The sequence below is a fragment of the Amycolatopsis sp. cg5 genome, from assembly GCF_041346955.1.
Lineage (GTDB): Bacteria > Actinomycetota > Actinomycetes > Mycobacteriales > Pseudonocardiaceae > Amycolatopsis.
The window spans coordinates 6,525,952-6,544,046 of record NZ_CP166849.1; the positions used below are offsets into that span (position 1 = coordinate 6,525,952).

An 18,095-nucleotide genomic window follows, 5' to 3' on the forward strand; every position below is an offset into this window, starting at 1 on the left:
CAGAGAGGGGTCACAAGATCGCGGCAAAGGCGGTGAGGGCCTGCCCTAAGTAGATCGAGGCGTCGAGTGCCAGGTGGATAGCGTCGCTCCCGTCTTGGAGTCTGGCGTGTATGGCCGTGACATCCTGGGAGGTTCCTGTTGTGGCATTCCGAACTCCTCCGCTCAGCGTCAGCCACCCATTCAGAATCGGACCGAGACCCCGGTAGAACTCATCGTTGTACGTGTTAAGGGCATCGATCTCAGCTTTTAGTTCCTCGACAGTCATCTATCCCAATTCTGTTTCAGGCAGGCCCGCGCCTAGCACGGTTCGACCTTGACCGCCGGTGGCTTCATGCTCATGACGGCCCACTCGAATACCTGGGTTCGCGGTAAGCCGAGTCCGTCCGCCAGGTGCACAATTGTCACGATTCCTTTGACTGATCGAAAGCCGGACTCGATCTGACCCAAAGTCGTCGGGGCAATTCCCATGAGCTTCGCTGCCTCGGACAGCGTTAGGTTGCGCTTGTCCCGCGTGCGACGTACAAGCTTTCCCACGGGAACGACCTCGCCGGATTCGACGTCGTCGAACCATATGCGCAGGGTCATTGGGTTGACACCTCCTCGCCCTCGTCGATCATCTCTTCCCGAAAATGTTCTGATCGGACTTCGGACTGATGGCGTTCGCAGAAATCGGCGGCTTGCTCGGCGGCGTCGCGGACTTGTCGCATTAGCTTGACGAACCCTGGCCATTTCCGCGCGTCTGTCGGTGGAACCAGCGTCAGCGTCTCACGGCTATCCTTTATCTCGATCGCCACCATGCGATGACCAACAAACTGCACGGACGCCGTAGCCGTCGGGTCCGGATTCCAGCGGGTATCGAAAGCCATATCCCTTTTTTCCTGTTCGGGCCTCTAGTATGGTGTGGAATATTGCCAGTGATCCGGTAGCGGTCGCGGCGTGCCGAACTTGGGCCAGAAGACTTCCACGACCCTCCCAGTGGCAGCGTGCTCCTTGTCTGTCAGGGGCGCGCCGATCGCACGTTCCCGCGCCAGGAGCTGAAAATCCCGTTCGATGCCCGATCGGGAATCTGTCTCGTTCTTCATGGTCAGGTCGCCCCAACGCTGGGCGTGTCCGCAGGATCTGTGAATGCGAAAAGAGTCAAGTCGGGGTCGGGGTAGCGGAAGTTCAGGACCGCGCGCATCACGACCACGCCCCGGTCAACACCGAGCGCATCCGCAAGCCGCACCGCCATTTCCAGTGACGTCAATGCCTGTGCCGACCGTTCGATGGCATACAGCGTGCTCACCGCGATCTCGGCTTTCTTGGCGACCTGTTCCCCAGACAGGGACTTTTCCTTGCGCTGCCAGCGAATCCACCCGCCGACCAGTCGCACGTCATCCTCAGGCTTCACTGTCTCCGTGTCGGTCACGACCAACCACCCCGCTGCGCCTCGTAGTCTCGCAGTGCCATCATCGCCAGCATCACGCGGCCGACCCCGAGCAGGTCAGCCAACGCCGCCGTGAGCTCCAGAGACCTCATTGGACTCTCGCAATTCTCGATCTCGGCCAACGTCCGTTCGCCGATACGCAACCGCACCACTAGGTCAGTACGGGAAAAACCGCGAGATTCCCGCATCAGGCGCAGGAACGTAGGCACGTCGACCTTCGGCGCGAGCTTGCCCAAGGCCATGTGATGCGGGCCTCTGACGTCCGGCCCGCACGGGAATATCCGTTCGTCCATACCGATCATTTCTCCAATTCCTCAGCGCCCATGCCACCGACCCGACACCCCGCAAGGTCGGCGGCGGCAGGCCCCATCAGGTCACACGCTTTCTGAACAATCCCTTGCAGGGCAAGAACATGGCTGACCAGCCGAATACGTCCCAAGCGGGTCAGCCGGACCGACATACGCCGAAGGTCCCCGTTGACACCCCACTGCACTCGCACGTATTCCGCGGTGCGAAGTTCCCTGATCTGCTCGGATATCGCCGCCGCTGTCTGATCGAATCTCTTGCACAGCAACGAGAACTCATGCGACTCCATGTCCGCGAGCATGCACAAGATGAACATCCGCTGCTTGGTCAGCAGCAGCGGGTCAAGGTCTGGACCGCTCACGCGCGCCCTCCGGGATCAAAAGTCATCCGCCACGCCGCTTCGCGGGACATCCCGCCAGCCCGATACAAGGACATGGCCAATTTCAGCGTGAACCTGGCCGTTGTCGGTGACCCGAGTTCACCGGCGACCGGTTGCGCAAGAACCTCCGGACCGATAGCCATGCCGAGATTTCGCACGAGTTCGGCACGGTGCAACACATCCGGCTCGACCGCCAGCAACGTCAGTAGGCGCGGCACGCCGGTGAAGCTGGTCACCTCGACTACCGGTGCCTGCCAGATCTCCCCGCTCAGCAACGCCCGATCGGTCGCCGCGATCAACTGCGCGACCTGGGCACACCAGTGGGGCACGAAACGGCCGTCACAACCGTTTACAGCGTCAGCCCATGAGGTTTGCCAACGTGCGATTCGGTCCAACACGAATGCCCGCTGCCGCGCCGACACCGTGCGCGGCAAAATCTGGTCTCGCCACCATTGCAGCCGAGCGGACGCCTTCTCTTCCTCTGTCACTGACCCCCCTCAATCTGCGGCACCGAGTCAGGACTCTTTTGCAGGCAGGCAAAACACGGCACACCTTCCAGGATCGCCAGTAACTCCAACTGACCGTGACCGAACTCGAAGACACCACACAGCGGGATAAGCCGATCCGGCACAGGCGTATCCTCAGGCGGTATTTCGAACAAGTGCGTGTACCGCTCGACTTCGCGGACAACCCCCGGTCGTGGGCGCGCGTAGAACAGCGTGGTCATCAGTCCACCTCGCGCGGGGACTGCCGTCCGGCGGGAACAGGCGCGGTCGCCTGAGCGCCTGTCCCCGCCGGACTCATCCGGCCGTCGCGCCTCACGCCAGTGGCAGAGCGGGGCGGCGGAACAACCGGGCTCTCCGGCCTGCCAGCCGGAGCCTCGGAGTGCCGGAACAACCGGCCGAGTATTCCGGGCCTGCGGTGCCGATGCGGACGCGTCAACCTCTGCTCAACAGTGGACAGACTCGCCCGTGCCGCAATGAACCTGACGCAACGCTGACACCGCCGACCGGGCGGCACCAACGAGGAATCGATCAGCAACGGATGACCACACACCGACTCGTAACGGCCCTCGCCAAGCTTTACGCCGCGCGCCATTTCCTCATCGGTCACCGCGTGGTCCAGACCGTCGTTGCCACATCTATGCCACGTCACGTAGAGACGCTTCGCTCGACGGCGAATCGCGCTGGCTTCGTTCTGTACGTCTACTTCTTTTGGAACCCGCATTGTTTAGTCTCTTTGTAGGATTAGTAAGAATCGTACGGACGCCAATCGATGCATGTCGGCCTTTTTCGCGTTTGTAGCCACTCATGCAAGGCTTCGCGCGCATTCTCAATCCGTATGGCCGCAGTGCGGGGAAACACTGCTCCCGTTGTGCCATTGAAGATTAGATCTACTTCGGGGAGTGGTCGTTTTGAACTATACGAGTTGGCAATTGGCATTTGCGCGTCGTCGTGGTCCATGTAATTTATTGCCGCGAAGCCCGTTGATGGGCGAACGCTGATTCGAAGCTGATGGTTAGGAAACGGTCCGTCTTTTGTGGTGTGGAATTCGGCATCGCCGATCGCAAGTGTCGTTTCGAGATTGACATGGTCCAGCGTCAGGATCGCGTCTGCGAGGCGTGCTGATTCCCGCATTCCGCGAGTTGCACAGGCCACGCCAGTCGTGAGCGATGCCGTGAGAATCATGTGGTCACGTCGCCGTTCAGTCGGGATAGCAGGAGTCTTCTGAGGCGTGGCCCCGCCTGCCGGGACCTTGCTTGCACTCACAGTCACGCTGCGCAGCAGTCCGGTCTATATCGATTCCGGCATGCGGCATGCCAGGGCTGACATATCGCCTGGTGGCGGGGCATTTCCGTCAGACTCAAGATCATCCTGCGGAGCAAGCCGCTGGTGGGACCCCGCCACCCTGGGTACGCTGGTCAAAGGAAGAACGCCGAGGTGTTGACGAGGGGAACGGATGAGTTCAGTCGGTGCGTCCGGTAGCCGTCGCTGCCAGCGTTGCTCAGCACTGCTCGCCGCCGACAACACGGCCCGCCTCTGCGGCAAGTGCCTCAGGGAGCAACGCGACCAACTTCGGACACCCCCTGTTCAGCTCAGGAATGAATTCTTCGATACGCCCGAGTTTCGCGCAGCGTTTGATAGCCATCATATTGGCAAAGTATTTAAGGCCTACAGGAATCATCCCCGGCACCTCCAGCTATTTGGCAAGGCGCTTAATCAAGAGCTCTTGGGACGCTGGCTCGGTCTTACGCAAGCTCAAGTAAGCAAGCTTGAAAACGGCGCACCTGAAGAAAACTTGAAGACGCTTCGAAACTACGCCAAGATTCTGCATCTTCCCGAGCATCGCCTTTGGTTCGATTTTCCTGGTCGAAGTCGGTTCCAAGCATTACCCTCAATTGAGGACGAAAAGGCAAACTTCACCACAAATGCGCCCCGCGGCTTACTTCTACCCGAAGATCGAGACGAGATTCTCGTCGCCAATACAGGCATGGACACGCTGGAATTGCTTCGTCGTGTTCGTGAGTCGGCCATCAACCCGTCAACCATTGACGCGCTCGATATCACTGTTGAGCAACTGTGCTGCGACTATGCGCATGCCGATGCCAAGGCGCTGATGATGACCGGCAAAGAGTGGCTCGGCAAGATGACCGAACTGCTCAACGGTCGCGTGACACTTGGGCAGCACCGCGAGATAGTCAGCAAAGCTGGCATGTTGGCCCTGCTTGTGGGATGTCTTGAATACGATCTAGGCGACGCGCGATCAGCCGAAGCTACCCGCCGTATGGCGATGGAGCTTGGTAAGGAATCTGGCGATATCGGCATCGTGGGTTGGGCACATGAAATGCTGGCATGGTTCCACCTCACGGCGGGCAACTATCGTGCGGTGATTCCTGCGGCAGCGGCAGGAGCCTTAGCTGCACCATCACACTCGGTCGCCATTCAACTCTATGGGCAGCAGGCAAAGGCTTACGCGCGCATGGGAATGAATGAGGAAGTTCACAAGGCGTTAGACAATGGTGTCGCCTTGCTGGATCAATTGCCCTATCCGGATCGTCCAGATAATCATTTCGTTGTAGACCCCGATAAGTGGGACTTCTACGCGATGGATACTTATCGAATTGTCGGCGAAGGCCAACTGGCGCAACGCAATGCCGAAGAGGTAATCCGGCGGAGTATCAATGCGGAGGGTGTCAACATGGCACCGATGCGCACGGCTGAGGCGCACATCACCCTGGGCGTCGTTGCCGCGCGACGGGGAGACGTTGACGAGGCGGTGGCACTAGGCGCGCAGGCGCTTGCAGATGGACGCCAGTGCCGCCCTACGCTGCTGATGGTCGCCACTGAACTTGAAACCGAACTGGCCACCTACGGGGCCAACGTGGGCGCAGACTTCCGAACCCTGCTTGCCGAACTCAAGCGCGGAACATAGGAAATATTCCCGGCGGGAATATTTCCTATGTTCATCATTCTTTCTGAGAATATCGTGCTGCGCAAATCTGGCGCTGACCTGCTGATATTCTCCTCGCGGCATAGCCGCATTCCGACACTGACATAGTTGTCTTGAGCGTTTGCCGCCTTACTTGATGGCAGCGACCCGCACTCAGCGAGTCGCAGCCAACAGTAAGGACAAACAATCATGAGTAACACAATCCGCAATGCCGCCGGTTCTCCGGCGTTTCTTTCGCTCCGTCAAGCCGCGTGGCTTCTCGGGGTCAGTGAGTCTCGTGTGTGCCGGATGGTCCGGGTGGGGATAGTGCGTACGGTGCGCCGTCGTTCCCGGCTGGTGATTCCTGCTGCCGAGTTGCGTCGCGTGCTCGGTGGGGGTGCGCGATGACTGAACCCGATTTCCAGAGGATGGCTGCTCGACTCGATCGTTTCGCTGCTGTGCCGGATGACGTGCTTGCCGACGCGGTAGCCAGAGACGGTCTTTGGCTCAGGGCATTCGACAAGCCCGACGTTCCGGAACTGACAGCGGATGCGTCACCGGATAGGGAGCTGGCTGCCCGGCTGTGTGCTGGGTGCCCGGTGATCGATGAGTGCCTTGAGCTAGATCTGCGTGCGGCTGGTGCCGACACGGTTGGGGTGTGGGGTGCGTTGCCGGATACCGACCGGCGCGCCCTGTACCCGGTGTGGATGGGTCGGCGCGGAGGTGAGCGGCGATGACGTTCACCTTGACGCCAACTCAGATTCTCGCCGTGGTCGGCGTGCTGCTGGTGCTGCTGATGTTCTGGCGGTTCAGTGCCCGCAAGGCCAAGCAGGCCGCCGACGCGGCACGGGCGTCCGCCCGTGTGGTGTCGCTGGCCGGACGCGTGGCGTTCACGGGCGTGGCCATGGTCGGTGTGCAGTGGCTGGTGATCACGCATCCGGGCAACCCGACGTTGCTCGTGGTGGTGCTGGCTGTGCCGGATCTGATCGCGGCGCACATCCTGACCCGCGCGCTGACGGTCACGTCGATGGACACGACCACCCGCCGCCGGGGCGGTGGTCGCCGATGAGTAGTCAGGATGCGCGGCATGTGCCGCTGACGCGGGCTCAGAGGCTCGCGCAGGACGCCGCCGAGGCGGCCGAGGTTCGCCGGTACCAGACGCACCCGGACGTGATCGCGCTTCGGGTGGAACGGGTCCGCGCGCAGGTGGACCGGTTGTGCTGGGCGGGGATCGTTCTCGGTCTGGCGTTCACGGCCGCGAACGTGCAGTGGTTCGCCGCTGCCGGGGCCGAGGTCGGTTCTCTGCCGTGGCTGACGGCGTGGCTGCTCGATCCCACGGTGTGCCTGGTCCTGCTCGCGATTCTGCGAGCGGAGCAGGTGACCGCGCGGTACCAGGTCCACACCGGCCGGTGGGTGCGCGCGGCGAAGTGGCTGACACTGGCAGCCACGTACGTGATGAACACGTGGTCGTCGTGGGCGGCCGGTTCACCGGCCGGGGTGGTGCTGCACTCGGTGCCTCCGCTGGTCGTGTTCGTCGCGGCCGAGGCGGTCACCGATCTTCACGACAAGCTCACCGACGCCGTGCACGCGGCGTTCGTGACTGCCACGAAAGTCATGGAAGTTCATGAACCGGCCCCGCCGGTTCATGAACCGCCGAAGCGGCGGAGGCTGTTCGCCGACTACCTCACCGACGCCCGGCGCGCGTGGACGCCTGATGTGGTCGTGACTCCGGCGTGGGTGCAGGAGGTCACGGGGTGTTCGCGTGGCCTGTCGTCGCGGCTGGCCGCTGCCCTTGCCTCCGAGACGACTGAGGGGGCCGCGCATGAGTAACGAGAGGACCGAGCTGGCGCGGGCGGGCGCGTCCGGCGTCGAACACGTCGGGCCGCTGCTCGACGGCGAACTGATCGATGACACCTTGCCGCAACCGCGTCGCCGGACGGTCCGGCGACGGGCCGCCCGATGGGGCAAGCACGCGCGCCGTGTGGCCGCGCAGGCGTGGCAGTCCGGCCCGGTGGTGCGGGCCCGGTCGGTGCTCGGCTATCGGGCGCGCAAGCTGCCGCAGGATGTGGTGCGGTTGCTGTGGTTCCTGGTTCGCGGTCTGTGGCGGTGGCTGGTGAAGTTCTGGAGTTGGGCCACCTACGCCGATCTACGCTCCGATGCCCGCCGCGCCCGAATGGCCGGGGATTCCGAAGCACGGCGGACAGCGCAAGAGCTGATCCGGTCGGACGCCACCGCGAGGTGGGCCAAGGTCGGGATCGTCTTCCGGCGGCTGGTGATCACGGCCCGGTTCACCGCACCCGTCGCGGCCGTTCTGTGGCTGGTCGACTCACTGATGGACCGAGAGGACATGTGGGTCTGGCTCGCGAACGTCTACACAGGAATCGAGACGACGTGGTCGGTGCTCACGGTGGCCGTGCCGATCCTGCTCTACACGCTGCCGGTGGTGGTGCTGGTCGCGGCGGCGTTCGAAGGCAGGGACAAGACACCGGGTGCCGGGTGGCTGGTCCGCCCGGACCGGGACGACGCTGACTCGTGGATCGATGAGCGGATGATCTCGAAAGCGTTGGCGCACTTGGGTATCGGGCCGTTGGATCGGTTCTTCAAGAACGGCGGTGTACTGGACTACCCCGTGACGGCGCGCACGGACGGGGATGGCACGTTCGCGCAGATCAGGTTGCCGATGGGAGTCACCGCGGACATGGTCGCCGCGCGTCGGTCCAAGCTGGCCGCGAACCTCGGTCGGGCGTCGCTGGAAACGTGGCCTACCAAGGGAGATGAGGATGGAATCCTTGACCTGTGGGTCGCCGACAAGGGCATCCTGAGGTCCGCAGCCGGCAGTTGGCCTCTGGTCCACGATGGACAGGTAGACCTGTTCGACGGTGTGCCTTTTGGTCTGTCGCAACGAGGTCTGGTCATCAACGCCCCGTTGATCGGCGTGAACTGGCTGATCGGTGGGAGGCCGGGACAGGGTAAGTCGGCGGCGTTGCGGACGCTGCTGCTCGGCGCGGCACTCGACCCCACGGCGGAACTGTGGGCGTTCGTGATGGGCGAGTCACCCGACTTCACCCCGTTCGCGCCACGTCTTTCCCGCTACCGGATGGGAATGGACGACAGCGTGGCCGAGGCGGCTACGCAAGCGCTGGCGGATCTGCTGTCCGAAATGGAGCGACGCGGCAAGGTCCTGGGTGAGCAGCCGGGCAGTCCGCCGAAGGTGTCACGCAAGCTCGCCGACAAGCGCAAGCTTGGGCTGCACCCGCTGGTGTGTGCGATCGATGAGTGTCACGAACTGTTCCAGCACCCCAAGTACGGCAAGAAAGCGGCAGAGCTGGCGGTCCGGCTGATCAAGCGCGGCCGCAAGTACGGCATCGTTCTCTTGCTGGCGACCCAATCACCCACGAAGGACAGCATCCCGCGCGAGATCACCCGCAACATCTCGTGTGGTGTCGCGTTCTCGGTGGCCGATCAGGTCGCCAACGACGGCTTGTTGGGATCGGGTAAGTACGCGGCGGGTATCCGGGCGACCGAGCTACGCATCAACACCGACAGGGGAACCTGCGTGGCGGTCGGCATCACCGATGAGACGTTCGAGTTGGTGCGCGGGTTCTACGTGCCGTTCGAAGACGGGGCCGACGACGTGTCCCCGGTCATCGCACGCGCCATGGCGTTGATCGAGGACGCGGGCCGGGCGATCGAGGCAAGCGCGGTGCCGGAGATCGAGGCGGCACCGGTCGCCGATCACCTCGCCGACGTCGACACGGTCATGGACGGGGAGCGTCGCGTTCGGACACAAGCTGTCCTCAACCGGCTACGGCGGCACAACCCTGGCGAGTACGACGGGTGGGTTTTCCGTGATCTCGCGGCGGCGCTCGCGCCGTACGGGATCGGGCCCGTCAAGTCGGATGGGAACAAGGTGATCCGCGCCGAAGACGTCGCCGACGCGCTCGCCCGCCGTGCCGAGAGCGGCAGGGACGCGGACAGGGACCCGGCAGGGACTCAGGGACTTATCCCTGTCGGGTCCCTGGACCAAAGTCCCTGCCCTGACCAGGGGAAACACGGCTCAGGGACTCCAGGGACCCACCAGCCGGACAACCCTCAAACAGGCCGAAAACGGGGTGTTTCGGGGGATGCTCCGGGGTCCCTCCCTGACTCCCCGCCGACAGGCCGAGGGGAGGTGAGCGCCCCTTGACCCACCGCGACACAAGTGGTCCACAACCGAGCATCCCGCGACAATCACGCAAAGGCAGCGACCATGACAGCAACCACCAGGACACGGCAGAGCACAACGAACACACCCGCACAGGCACCCCGGACAGCGACACGAGCAACGCCGCTCACAACGGTAGTCCTGAGCGGCCTGAGACCGACCAAACAGAGCACGCCCGGCAGAGCACCCCCGCTCCGCCGGAACGGGTCTCAGCGACGCTCACAGCAGCCCCGGACGGCTCAGTCTGGGTCATGGTGGACGGCGCAGACGTCGAACAGGTGCTAGCCAGGATGAGCGCGGCGGCCGACGCGCTCAACGCCACGTGGCGTACCCGGTAGACCAGGAGATCGGCCACAACGACAAGGGGCCTCCCCGCCACATGGCGGGGAGGCCCCCTTGTCACGGTGAACGGGGTTCAGTCCTCGTGCCCCGGTTCGGCGGGTGCGGCCGTGGGCCTGTCGAGCACGCTCGCCATATCGATCACGTCACCGGTCATGCCTGCCCGGTCTTGCCATGCGGCTACCTCCGGCATCGCGTCCCGCCAGCCGTCCGGCAAACGCCAGCCAGCCGCCAACGAACCGTCCGGCCGCCTCTTCGCCGCGAAGCTGAACCCGAGTTCAAGCCACCGCAAACGACGGTCTTCGGTCGACATGCCCGCCAGTTCTTCCTTCCAGGTCCGATCAGTCGGAACCCACTGCACACCACCCGGATCGGCCGGAAGCGACCTCAGCAGGTCGATATCGGCCAGGATCTTGTCCCCGGCGGCCGTGATCTTGCGCCGCTCGTCTACGTCCTTTTCGCGCGCTACCTTGGTCATCTGCCGCGCGTGTTCGCGCTCCAGCTTGGCTATCTCGTTCGCGTGACTGGTCGGCGGCAGCACGATCCGTTCCCGCACAGGGACGTTCGCGAACGCCTTCAAGAACACCTCTTCGGCCAACGGCTCGATCTCATCCGCCCGCAACGACGGGCCGTGCTTGCGGGTCGGGCAACGCCAGTAGCGGTATTCGTACTCCTTGGTGGAGCCGTCTTTGCGTGTGCGTGTCTGGGAGCCGATTCGGTGCCACAGGGGGTCAAGGCAGTCCGGGCAGACCAGCACCCCGGACAGGCCGTAAGGCTGGTTGCTGCCGCGTGTCTTCCGGCTTGCCTTCTCCTCCAGCCGGGCGGAGATCTCCGCTTGCTCGGCGGGCTCGAAGATGCCGAGGTCCACAAGATCAGGGTTCTCCAGCACCCGGCGAATCGAAGCCGGTGACCACTCGGCGTCGGTGAGTTCGACCGTGGAGACGTCCTCCCCGCGCCGTTCCGCCGCAAGCTGTGCCTGCCGGTTGCGCGGAGTGACGACCTTGTTGCTCTTGAGCCACTCGCCCAGCACCGACAACCCGGCACCTTCCCGTGCCTTCTTGGACAGCGTGTGCAGGAATTTCACCGCGTACGGGTCAAGCCCGAGAATGAAGCCGCCACGGGCAGGCAGTTCGACGGGCATGGTGCCGTAGGGGTGACCTTCCCCTGCCCACCGCCCTTCATCCTTGAGCGTCGCCCGCGCGGAGCGGAAGCGTTCCTTCATCCGCTCGCGTTCCATGCGAGCGAACGCGGTCATCAGCGTGATCATGAACTCGGACATCGAGTTACTGGAATCGATGCCCTCCGCGATGGAGATCAGCCGCTTACCGCGTGCCCTCAGCCACTCCAGCAACGTCAACGCGTCCATCACGTTGCGGACCAGCCGGTCAAGCTTCGGCACCACCAGCGTCTTCCACGGCTTGGGCGGCGCGTCGGTCAGCCACTCCGCGAGTCCCGCCCGCTTGTGTGGCTCCAAGTCGCCGGAGACGTGCAGATCCTGGACGGTCTTCACGATCGGGAGTTCCCAGGCGTTGCACCACCGGTTCGTGTCCCGCGTCTGGGTCGCATTGGACGTGCTCTCATCCGTGAAATGCGACTGCCGGGTGTAGCACAACGCCGCGTCATCCTCCGGCGTGAACGGCACGACCTCCGGCCGCTCGCTGACCTGCTTCTTGAACTTCCGCCGCTTCCGAGGTGCCGTTGCGCTCATCGTGAGTATCCTCGCTGGTAGGAGCCTTATCGGAGTGTAGTCCGTTGACTCCCATCGCTCCTAACCGGCGAAAACACTCACGAGTCCTCTTAGTGCACGGCGGGCTCGGGGACGATGCCTTCCTTGATCGCGATCAAGGTCAAGCCCGCCCTGCGGCGCTCGCCGGTCTTGTCACGGATGCGGTCCAGATACGACCGGACGGTCCGCACGCTGATGCCCAGATCCTCGGCGATGTCCACGTCGCGCTCGCCGCCGGCGACCAGCTTCAGCACCTCGCGCTCACGCTTGGACAGGTCGATCCTCGGACCGGCGTTGCGCTCGTGCGAAGCGTCGATGACCATCGACGCCAAGGTCGGCGACACGTACGTGTTGCCCGCGTGGATCGTCCTGATCGCGCGCAGGATCTCCTCGCCGTCGGCGTCCTTGGACAGGTAGCCGTGCGCGCCCGCGCCGATCGCGCCGAGCACCTCGTTCTTGCCCGCGTGCGCGGACACCACCAGCACCTTGTGCCCCATGCCGTTGACCTCGAGCACGGCGGCCGCGTCCGCGACCCCGCGCAGCTTCAGGTCCAGCACGATCACACTGCCCGGTGGCTGCTTGCTGACCGCGAACTTCGCCACCGAGTCCTCGACCGCGCCGAGTTCGATGTCCTCGGCCTCGGCCAGCACGCGCGCGACCGCGTCGCGGTACAGCGGGTGGTCCTCGATCACCCCGACCTTGATGCGCTCACGCCGCATCGGCTGCTGCTCAGTCATCCCTCACCCCGCTCCTGCCACCGGGGCCACGAGCTGGGCGGCCGCGGCCGGATCCAGCGCGGGCCCGGTTGGCACCAGTCCCAGCAAACCACTCGAAACAGCTTGTTTCCGCACCGCTCCGTAGCCCAGCGCGGCCAGCGCCTGCGCGCTCGCCACCGGATACTTCAGCCCCGTGTCCGTGACGAGGTACACCGTGCCCGAGCCCATCAGCTCGGTCACCACGGCGCCCCCGGACGGCGGCACGAACACCTCGTCCGCGGCGCGGGAGTCGGTCTTCGGCACCGCCATCGTCCGGCCGCCCGGCGGCGCGCCGGACAGCACGATCCTGGCGGGGCCGGCGCCGTCGCCCTCCGCGCAGACCGTCACCACGCCGCCGGTCACCGTGAGCAGCGCCGGGATCCGCCCCGGATAGCCACCCGCGTTCTCCGCCGTCACCCGGCCGGTCTTCGCCACCTCGGCGGCCTTCACGGCCGTCGTGCCCGGCTTGTCGTACGCGTCGGAGTTGGCGGGTGCCGCCATGATCAGGGCCGCTTCCGTCTGGGTGACGACCTGCAGCCCGTCCTTGCGCACCAGATAATAACCGGCCGGTGTGCCGGTCACGGCGTCGTTGACCACCAGTATCTGCCCGACCTCGGTGGCGGTGGTACCCACTTTCGGCCCCGCCCGCCCGGCGTCGGCGACCGCGATGAAGCCCAGATCGCGCCCGGCGGGCACGGTGTTGAGCCATCTGCTGGACACCACGACGGCCGAACCGGCGTCGTAGCCGAGCGCCGCGCTCGCGTCGGCGCTGAGCTTGTAGCGCTGCCCGCCCGCGATGAGGTACCGCTCCCCGCCCGCGAGGCGCACCAGCAGCCCCTCGGCCGGCCCGACCTCACGGCCGGTCGCGGCGGCGCCGAGCACGACGACGGACGTCGGCTCGGCCGACGACGGCGCGTCCGGCGTGGTCTTCGAGCAGCTGTTCCACCGGCTCGTCACCAGATTGCCCGCGCCGGGCAGCGAGTCGGGCGCGCCCGCGATCCCGACGCCGCCACCACGCGGCGCGGTGGCGAGGTTCTTCGCCGAGACCGAAACGGTCGCGTCGCCGTTACCGCCGGCGAGCAGCCGCGCCGAGGCGTAGTTCAGCACCGGATGCAGCGCGTTGTCCTGCCCGAGGATGTAGCGGGCCCCCGTGCCCTCTTCGACGATGACGTGCCCGCCTGCCAGCCAGTCCTTGCCGCCGGACGGTTTGAGCAGGCCGATCACCCCGAACACGGCCGTGACCAGCAGCATCACCGCGACACCGATCACCGTGCCCAGAACCAGCCGCCTGCTCGGCGAAACCGGATGGTTCGCGTCGGCGGCCACCAGCGCCGAAACCAGTCTCCGGCGCAGGAACTGATACGCCTGGATCTGATCTCGCTGCGTCCACACCCTTCTTAACCCCCGCTCTTCGACCCGGGCTCATGGTAAGCGTCCGCTACCCGCGCACGTGTGGGCAATTTTTCCGGCAGCGGGAAACGCGTTGCCCGATAACGTGACGCCGGAGTCGGAAAAGGGGTGGCGCTGTGTCTGTGGACGCGCCCGCGAGCGGGGTGCTCACACCGCGGGTGACCAAGCCGAAAATGTCGGTCGCGAACGCGCCGTGGATCTTGCCGGTGCGCGCCATCCAGGTCGCGATCTGGGAGATAGCCGCGCTCGCCGTGCTGCTGGCCTACACGGTCGACGGGGTTTCGCAGCCCCTTCAGATCACGATCGCGGCGATCGCCGGGCTGATCTTCGTGGCGACCTCGGTCCGCGTCGCGGGCAAGCATTTGGCGGGCTGGGCGCTCACCTGGCTCGGCCACCGCCTGCGCCGCCACGACAGCAGACGCGACAGTCCCGACCCGCTGCACCGCATCGCGGGCGCGCTGAAGGTCCGCCAGCACGTCGACCGCGCGGGCAACCGCTTCGGCGTCGCCGAGATCGACGGCGGCTGGTCGGCCATCGTCCGCCTCAAAGGCCCGATGACCCCCGACACCGCGACCGTCGTCCGCATCCTGCGCGACACCTACCGCCGGGCCGACATCCCGCTCTCGACCGCGCAGCTCCTCACGTGGACGGTCGCGCGCGGCCAGACCGGCAAGCCGTACCGGGTCCACTGGCTGACCGTGCGCTACCGCCCCGACGAGGCGCCGGTCGCGGCGCTGGCCCGAGGCGGCGGCGAGCTGGGAGCGTTGCGCAGCACGGCCTGCGCCGCGCTCGGCCTGATGGGCGCGCTTGCCGAGGCAGGGTACGAGAGCACCGTTCTCGAAGCGAACGAGCTGGCCGAGGAACTGCGCGTGGCTCTGGGCGCGGGCCGTCAGGCTGAGCCGGTCGACGCTTGGCGCTCGTGGACGGCGGGGCAGGCGACGCAGGTCTGTTTCGCTCCGGTGGCCGAGCACGACGCCATCGGGGCGCTCGACGTCTTCGTCCCGGCGGCGGCTTTCACGGCGAGTTCGTACACGCTGCGGCGCACGCCGGGCGGCAAGGAGAAGGCCGACGTGGTGATCCGGGTCGGCGGCTCGGATGTCGGCGCTTCGGAGCTGGGCGTCCGCGCGGTGCCACTGCACGGCCGGCACGCCTCGGGCGTCCGGCGCTCGCTCCCGCTCGCCCTGGTTTCCTGAACGCGGGCTCGTGAGCGTTTAGACCGGTTAGAACCGGCCGTACCACTCACGAGCCTTGGTCCCGGCGGCGAAAACACTCGTGAGCGTTGCGGGCGGTTCTAACCGCCCGCAACGCTCACGACCCCTAGCCTCGGACCGCCTCGTAAACGCCGGCGATCATGCCCACGAAGGGCACCAGCGACAGCAGCGCCAGGAACTCGCTCACGTCCAAAAGCCTGCCCCAGTAAGGCGAACGCACCCCGCGCGCGACGCGGCCCGCGTAGAACAGGCACACCACCGCGCCGACGGCCACCGCGAGCCCGGCCGCGAACAGGAACGCGGGCGCGCCTCGTGACACCAGCCAGAACCCGGCGCACACCAACGCCGCCCCGCCGAAAGCCACCAGCACGATCCGCTGGACGGCGCCCGCGTACGACCGCGACCGCAGCATCCACGTGATCCCGAGCAGCGCGACGAGCCCGCCTTCCCAAGGCCCGCCAAAGGAAAGCACCACCGACGACGCCAGCATCAGCAGCCCCAGAGCGAACAGCAGCCCGCTCAGCAGCCCCTGCGCCCGAGCCGTCTGCCCGACCATGTCCGCGCCCAGCGACGGCTGTTCGTTGGCACGGAACGAATCCATGTCATCGGGCACGCGGGGCAGCGGCAATCGCCCCAGCCGCAAGGCGAGCATCGGCGCGACGGCGGCCAACGCCGTCGCCAAGACCGCGAGCACCGAAGCGGCCGCGGCAGGCCGTGCGTCGAACAGCAGCACGAAAGCCGTGGTCAACGCCCCGAGCCCGGCGGAACCCGCCACCGCGACGAACCACGGCAACCGGTCCGCGACGACCACCGCGCCCAGCACGGCGTAGACCGTCACCGTCGCGAGCCCGGCGCCCAAAGGCCCGGCCGCCAAGGAAAACGGGGCGTGCGGCGGCAACGCGGACATCCCGGCGAGCAAAGCCGCGCCGACCCCGGCCAAGGCTCCGGCGGCACCTGCGCCCGCGTCGCCGTAAGCGCGGCTCAGCGCGCCGCCGCCCAACAGCAGGATCACGGCCAGTAGGCCGGTGCCGATCGGGGCCAGCACCGTCCCGGCCGCCGAGGTCTGCACCAGCACGGCCGCGCCGAGCAGCAGGGCCACCGCGGCCGCGATGCCGCCGCGGCGGGCGATCGCGGGGGTCCAGGCGCCGGTGCCGGACTCGGCGACGCTGGCTATCGAGTCGACGACGTCGTCGAACAGCAGCGGACCCCGCGGGCGTTCCCGCGGGGTCAGGTGCAGCACTTCGCCGTCGCGGATCTGGGCCGCGGCGACGCTGAGGCCGAGCGCGAGCGGCGCGCCACCCAGGCGGGACAGGACCCAGCCTGGGTGGTCGGCCGACGCCTGGCCGGAGGCCGCGGCCAGCCTGACCAGCTGCGGCACCAGCTCGGCGAACGTGCTCTGGGGTGGGAGCGCGACGTCGACGCGCGCGCGGGGGGTGACCACCGTGACGCGCCGGGTCGAGCCGGAGGAGACCGCCGCTGTCATGACTCGAGCGAACCGGCCTGCTCGATCACCGGCGCGAACTTGGCCGCCGAGTTCTCGGCCAGCTTCTGCAGGCCGTTGTTGACCGCTTCGAGCACGATCTCGCCCAGGTTGCGGGCGTCGTAGCGGCGGACGGTCTCCGGATCGATGTCGATCGAGGTGAACCGGCCGTCACCGCGCAGCGTCACGGTGACCTCGTTGTTCCGCGAGTGCGCCTTGACCTCCATGGCCTCGACCGAGCGCTGGATGCGCTGGACCTCTTCGGTCTGGCGGCGCACCTGCTCGAGCAGCTCGTCCATGTCGGGCACGGCGTAAGGATCGGTGGTCAACTGAAGTGCCTTCCTGGATTAGCTGTTCGCCACGTCGTAGTTGACGTGCTCGGTGTAGTGCTGGCCGTTGTAGGTGATGTCGATGTCCACCTTGGCGTCCTGCCCGGCCGGTGCCTGGATCTCCGAGTGACCGGTGGTCAGGTCGGTCGTGATGATCACGTGGCCGTTCGACGGCGCCGAGACCGGCGGTGTGACTGGCGCGGACACCGGCGGCGTCGCACCATTCGCGGGCAAAGTCGTCGCCGGCGGGGTCGCGCCCGTGCCGCCGTTGACCGGGATCCACGAATCCTGAGCGCCACCAGGAGCCGCGGCGCCACCACCGGGAGCGGCCGCGCCGCCACCGAGCGCGGGCGGCGTGTACTGGGTGAACGGCGGCGCGGTCGTCGTGCCGGTCGCGCCCGTGCCGCCGGCGACGGCCTGACCGGACGCCGAAGCGACCGGCGCCGGCGCCTGCGGATTGGTCACGGGGGTGCCCGAGATCGCCGTGTTGCCCGCGGTCGACGCGGCGCCACCGGCGGCGGGGGTCGTGCTCTTGCTGCCGAACAGCTTCTCGATGTCGCCGATGATCGTGGCGAGCTGGCTGATCTGGTTGGCGAGCTGCACGACGCCGAGCGCCTTGAGCAGCGCGCCGATCGCGGTGATGAACGCGCGCAGCGTCGCGCTCGTCGCCGTCGACAGCGCGACCGCGGCGCCGTAGGTCCACGGGTTCGACATGAGGCCCGCGACGATCGGGTTGACCGCGCCGACGACCGCCTTGTAGGCCGCCTGCGCGGTCTTGATCAGGGTGCCGGACACCCCCAGCAGCTCGGCACCCTTCCGCACCACCCCGATGATCTTCGTCAGCGATTCGAGCGAGTCGTGGATCTTCTTCAGCGCCGACTGGGAAGCCGAGCCGGACCAGGTCTTGGACAGCTGGTCAGCGGCCTTCTTGAAGTCCGTGTACAGCCCGACGAAGTCAGAGGCCTTCTTCAGCAGCTCAGCGACATGCTTCGCGATCTGCTCCGGCTGGCCGGTGTAGATCTGCGGCAGCACCGTGATGGGTCCGCCCGAACCCGCGGTGGCGTCCATGGCGCTGGAGTTGGGATAGATCACTACTCAACC

At 66.2% G+C, this 18,095-nt stretch carries 21 protein-coding genes; 6 read left to right on the top strand and 15 right to left on the bottom strand.

What is annotated here, in order from left to right; all coding sequences use genetic code 11:
* Positions 1 to 10: 10 nt before the first annotated feature.
* From AB5J62_RS29100 to AB5J62_RS29140, 9 genes are all read right to left on the bottom strand, one after another.
* Complete coding sequence (locus AB5J62_RS29100; protein ID WP_370943140.1) at positions 11 to 265, bottom strand: hypothetical protein; 255 nt, start codon at positions 263 to 265, stop codon at positions 11 to 13.
* A gap of 32 nt (positions 266 to 297) precedes the next feature.
* Positions 298 to 585, bottom strand: a complete 288-nt coding sequence (locus AB5J62_RS29105; protein ID WP_370943141.1) for a helix-turn-helix domain-containing protein — start codon at positions 583 to 585, stop codon at positions 298 to 300.
* On the bottom strand, positions 582 to 866 hold the full coding sequence (locus tag AB5J62_RS29110; RefSeq protein WP_370943142.1) for a hypothetical protein: 285 nt from the start codon (positions 864 to 866) through the stop codon (positions 582 to 584). The genes AB5J62_RS29105 and AB5J62_RS29110 overlap by 4 nt, the downstream gene beginning before the upstream one ends.
* 218 nt (positions 867 to 1,084) lie before the next feature.
* A complete protein-coding gene (locus tag AB5J62_RS29115; protein ID WP_370943143.1) occupies positions 1,085 to 1,408 on the bottom strand; it encodes a helix-turn-helix domain-containing protein in 324 nt (107 codons plus the stop codon).
* On the bottom strand, positions 1,405 to 1,728 hold the full coding sequence (locus AB5J62_RS29120; protein ID WP_370943144.1) for a helix-turn-helix domain-containing protein: 324 nt from the start codon (positions 1,726 to 1,728) through the stop codon (positions 1,405 to 1,407). The genes AB5J62_RS29115 and AB5J62_RS29120 overlap by 4 nt, the downstream gene beginning before the upstream one ends.
* Entirely contained in the window at positions 1,725 to 2,093 is a 369-nt protein-coding gene (locus tag AB5J62_RS29125) for a transcriptional regulator (protein WP_370943146.1), read from the bottom strand. The genes AB5J62_RS29120 and AB5J62_RS29125 overlap by 4 nt, the downstream gene beginning before the upstream one ends.
* Entirely contained in the window at positions 2,090 to 2,599 is a 510-nt protein-coding gene (locus AB5J62_RS29130) for a hypothetical protein (protein ID WP_370943147.1), read from the bottom strand. The genes AB5J62_RS29125 and AB5J62_RS29130 overlap by 4 nt, the downstream gene beginning before the upstream one ends.
* Positions 2,596 to 2,838: a hypothetical protein gene (locus tag AB5J62_RS29135; protein WP_370943148.1), complete on the bottom strand. Its 243-nt coding sequence runs from the start codon at positions 2,836 to 2,838 to the stop codon at positions 2,596 to 2,598. The genes AB5J62_RS29130 and AB5J62_RS29135 overlap by 4 nt, the downstream gene beginning before the upstream one ends.
* Positions 2,839 to 3,358: 520 nt before the next feature.
* Complete coding sequence (locus tag AB5J62_RS29140; protein ID WP_370943149.1) at positions 3,359 to 3,799, bottom strand: Imm1 family immunity protein; 441 nt, start codon at positions 3,797 to 3,799, stop codon at positions 3,359 to 3,361.
* Between the two features lie 271 nt (positions 3,800 to 4,070).
* Here AB5J62_RS29140 and AB5J62_RS29145 point away from each other — a divergent pair, with 271 nt between their 5' ends.
* The 5 genes from AB5J62_RS29145 (at position 4,071) to AB5J62_RS29165 (ending at position 9,726) form a co-directional block, all read left to right on the top strand.
* Positions 4,071 to 5,543: an XRE family transcriptional regulator gene (locus tag AB5J62_RS29145; protein ID WP_370943150.1), complete on the top strand. Its 1,473-nt coding sequence runs from the start codon at positions 4,071 to 4,073 to the stop codon at positions 5,541 to 5,543.
* Between the two features lie 425 nt (positions 5,544 to 5,968).
* A complete protein-coding gene (locus tag AB5J62_RS29150) occupies positions 5,969 to 6,277 on the top strand; it encodes a WhiB family transcriptional regulator (protein WP_370950370.1) in 309 nt (102 codons plus the stop codon).
* Positions 6,274 to 6,609, top strand: coding sequence for a hypothetical protein (locus tag AB5J62_RS29155; protein ID WP_370943151.1), 336 nt, complete (start codon positions 6,274 to 6,276; stop codon positions 6,607 to 6,609). The genes AB5J62_RS29150 and AB5J62_RS29155 overlap by 4 nt, the downstream gene beginning before the upstream one ends.
* The gene (locus AB5J62_RS29160; protein ID WP_370943152.1) at positions 6,606 to 7,370 is read left to right on the top strand and encodes a hypothetical protein; all 765 of its coding nucleotides are present in this window, start codon (positions 6,606 to 6,608) and stop codon (positions 7,368 to 7,370) included. Before AB5J62_RS29155 ends, AB5J62_RS29160 begins: the two co-directional genes overlap by 4 nt.
* Positions 7,363 to 9,726, top strand: a complete 2,364-nt coding sequence (locus tag AB5J62_RS29165; RefSeq protein WP_370943153.1) for a hypothetical protein — start codon at positions 7,363 to 7,365, stop codon at positions 9,724 to 9,726. Before AB5J62_RS29160 ends, AB5J62_RS29165 begins: the two co-directional genes overlap by 8 nt.
* 433 nt (positions 9,727 to 10,159) lie before the next feature.
* Here the strand turns inward: AB5J62_RS29165 and AB5J62_RS29170 are convergent, their stop codons facing one another.
* The 3 genes from AB5J62_RS29170 to eccB all read right to left on the bottom strand — a co-directional run bounded on the left by AB5J62_RS29170 (position 10,160) and on the right by eccB (position 13,956).
* Positions 10,160 to 11,791, bottom strand: coding sequence for a recombinase family protein (locus tag AB5J62_RS29170; RefSeq protein WP_370943154.1), 1,632 nt, complete (start codon positions 11,789 to 11,791; stop codon positions 10,160 to 10,162).
* An 89-nt stretch (positions 11,792 to 11,880) separates the two neighbouring features.
* The gene (locus tag AB5J62_RS29175; protein WP_370943155.1) at positions 11,881 to 12,546 is read right to left on the bottom strand and encodes a response regulator; all 666 of its coding nucleotides are present in this window, start codon (positions 12,544 to 12,546) and stop codon (positions 11,881 to 11,883) included.
* Positions 12,547 to 12,549: 3 nt separating this feature from the next.
* Positions 12,550 to 13,956, bottom strand: coding sequence for a type VII secretion protein EccB (gene eccB, locus AB5J62_RS29180; protein ID WP_370943156.1), 1,407 nt, complete (start codon positions 13,954 to 13,956; stop codon positions 12,550 to 12,552).
* A gap of 134 nt (positions 13,957 to 14,090) precedes the next feature.
* On the opposite strand from eccB, the gene AB5J62_RS29185 reads away from it, so the two are divergent.
* Positions 14,091 to 15,167, top strand: a complete 1,077-nt coding sequence (locus tag AB5J62_RS29185; protein WP_370943157.1) for a type VII secretion protein EccE — start codon at positions 14,091 to 14,093, stop codon at positions 15,165 to 15,167.
* 124 nt (positions 15,168 to 15,291) lie between these two features.
* On the opposite strand, the gene eccD is transcribed toward AB5J62_RS29185, so the two are convergent.
* The 3 genes from eccD to AB5J62_RS29200 are packed head-to-tail and all read right to left on the bottom strand — an operon-like array spanning position 15,292 to position 18,062.
* Positions 15,292 to 16,668, bottom strand: coding sequence for a type VII secretion integral membrane protein EccD (gene eccD, locus AB5J62_RS29190; RefSeq protein ID WP_370943158.1), 1,377 nt, complete (start codon positions 16,666 to 16,668; stop codon positions 15,292 to 15,294).
* Positions 16,665 to 16,994, bottom strand: a complete 330-nt coding sequence (locus AB5J62_RS29195; protein ID WP_370943159.1) for a YbaB/EbfC family nucleoid-associated protein — start codon at positions 16,992 to 16,994, stop codon at positions 16,665 to 16,667. Before AB5J62_RS29195 ends, eccD begins: the two co-directional genes overlap by 4 nt.
* A gap of 18 nt (positions 16,995 to 17,012) precedes the next feature.
* Positions 17,013 to 18,062 carry a WXG100 family type VII secretion target gene (locus AB5J62_RS29200; protein WP_370950371.1) on the bottom strand — a complete coding sequence of 350 codons (1,050 nt, stop codon included), beginning with the start codon at positions 18,060 to 18,062 and terminating at the stop codon, positions 17,013 to 17,015.
* Positions 18,063 to 18,095 lie beyond the last annotated feature (33 nt).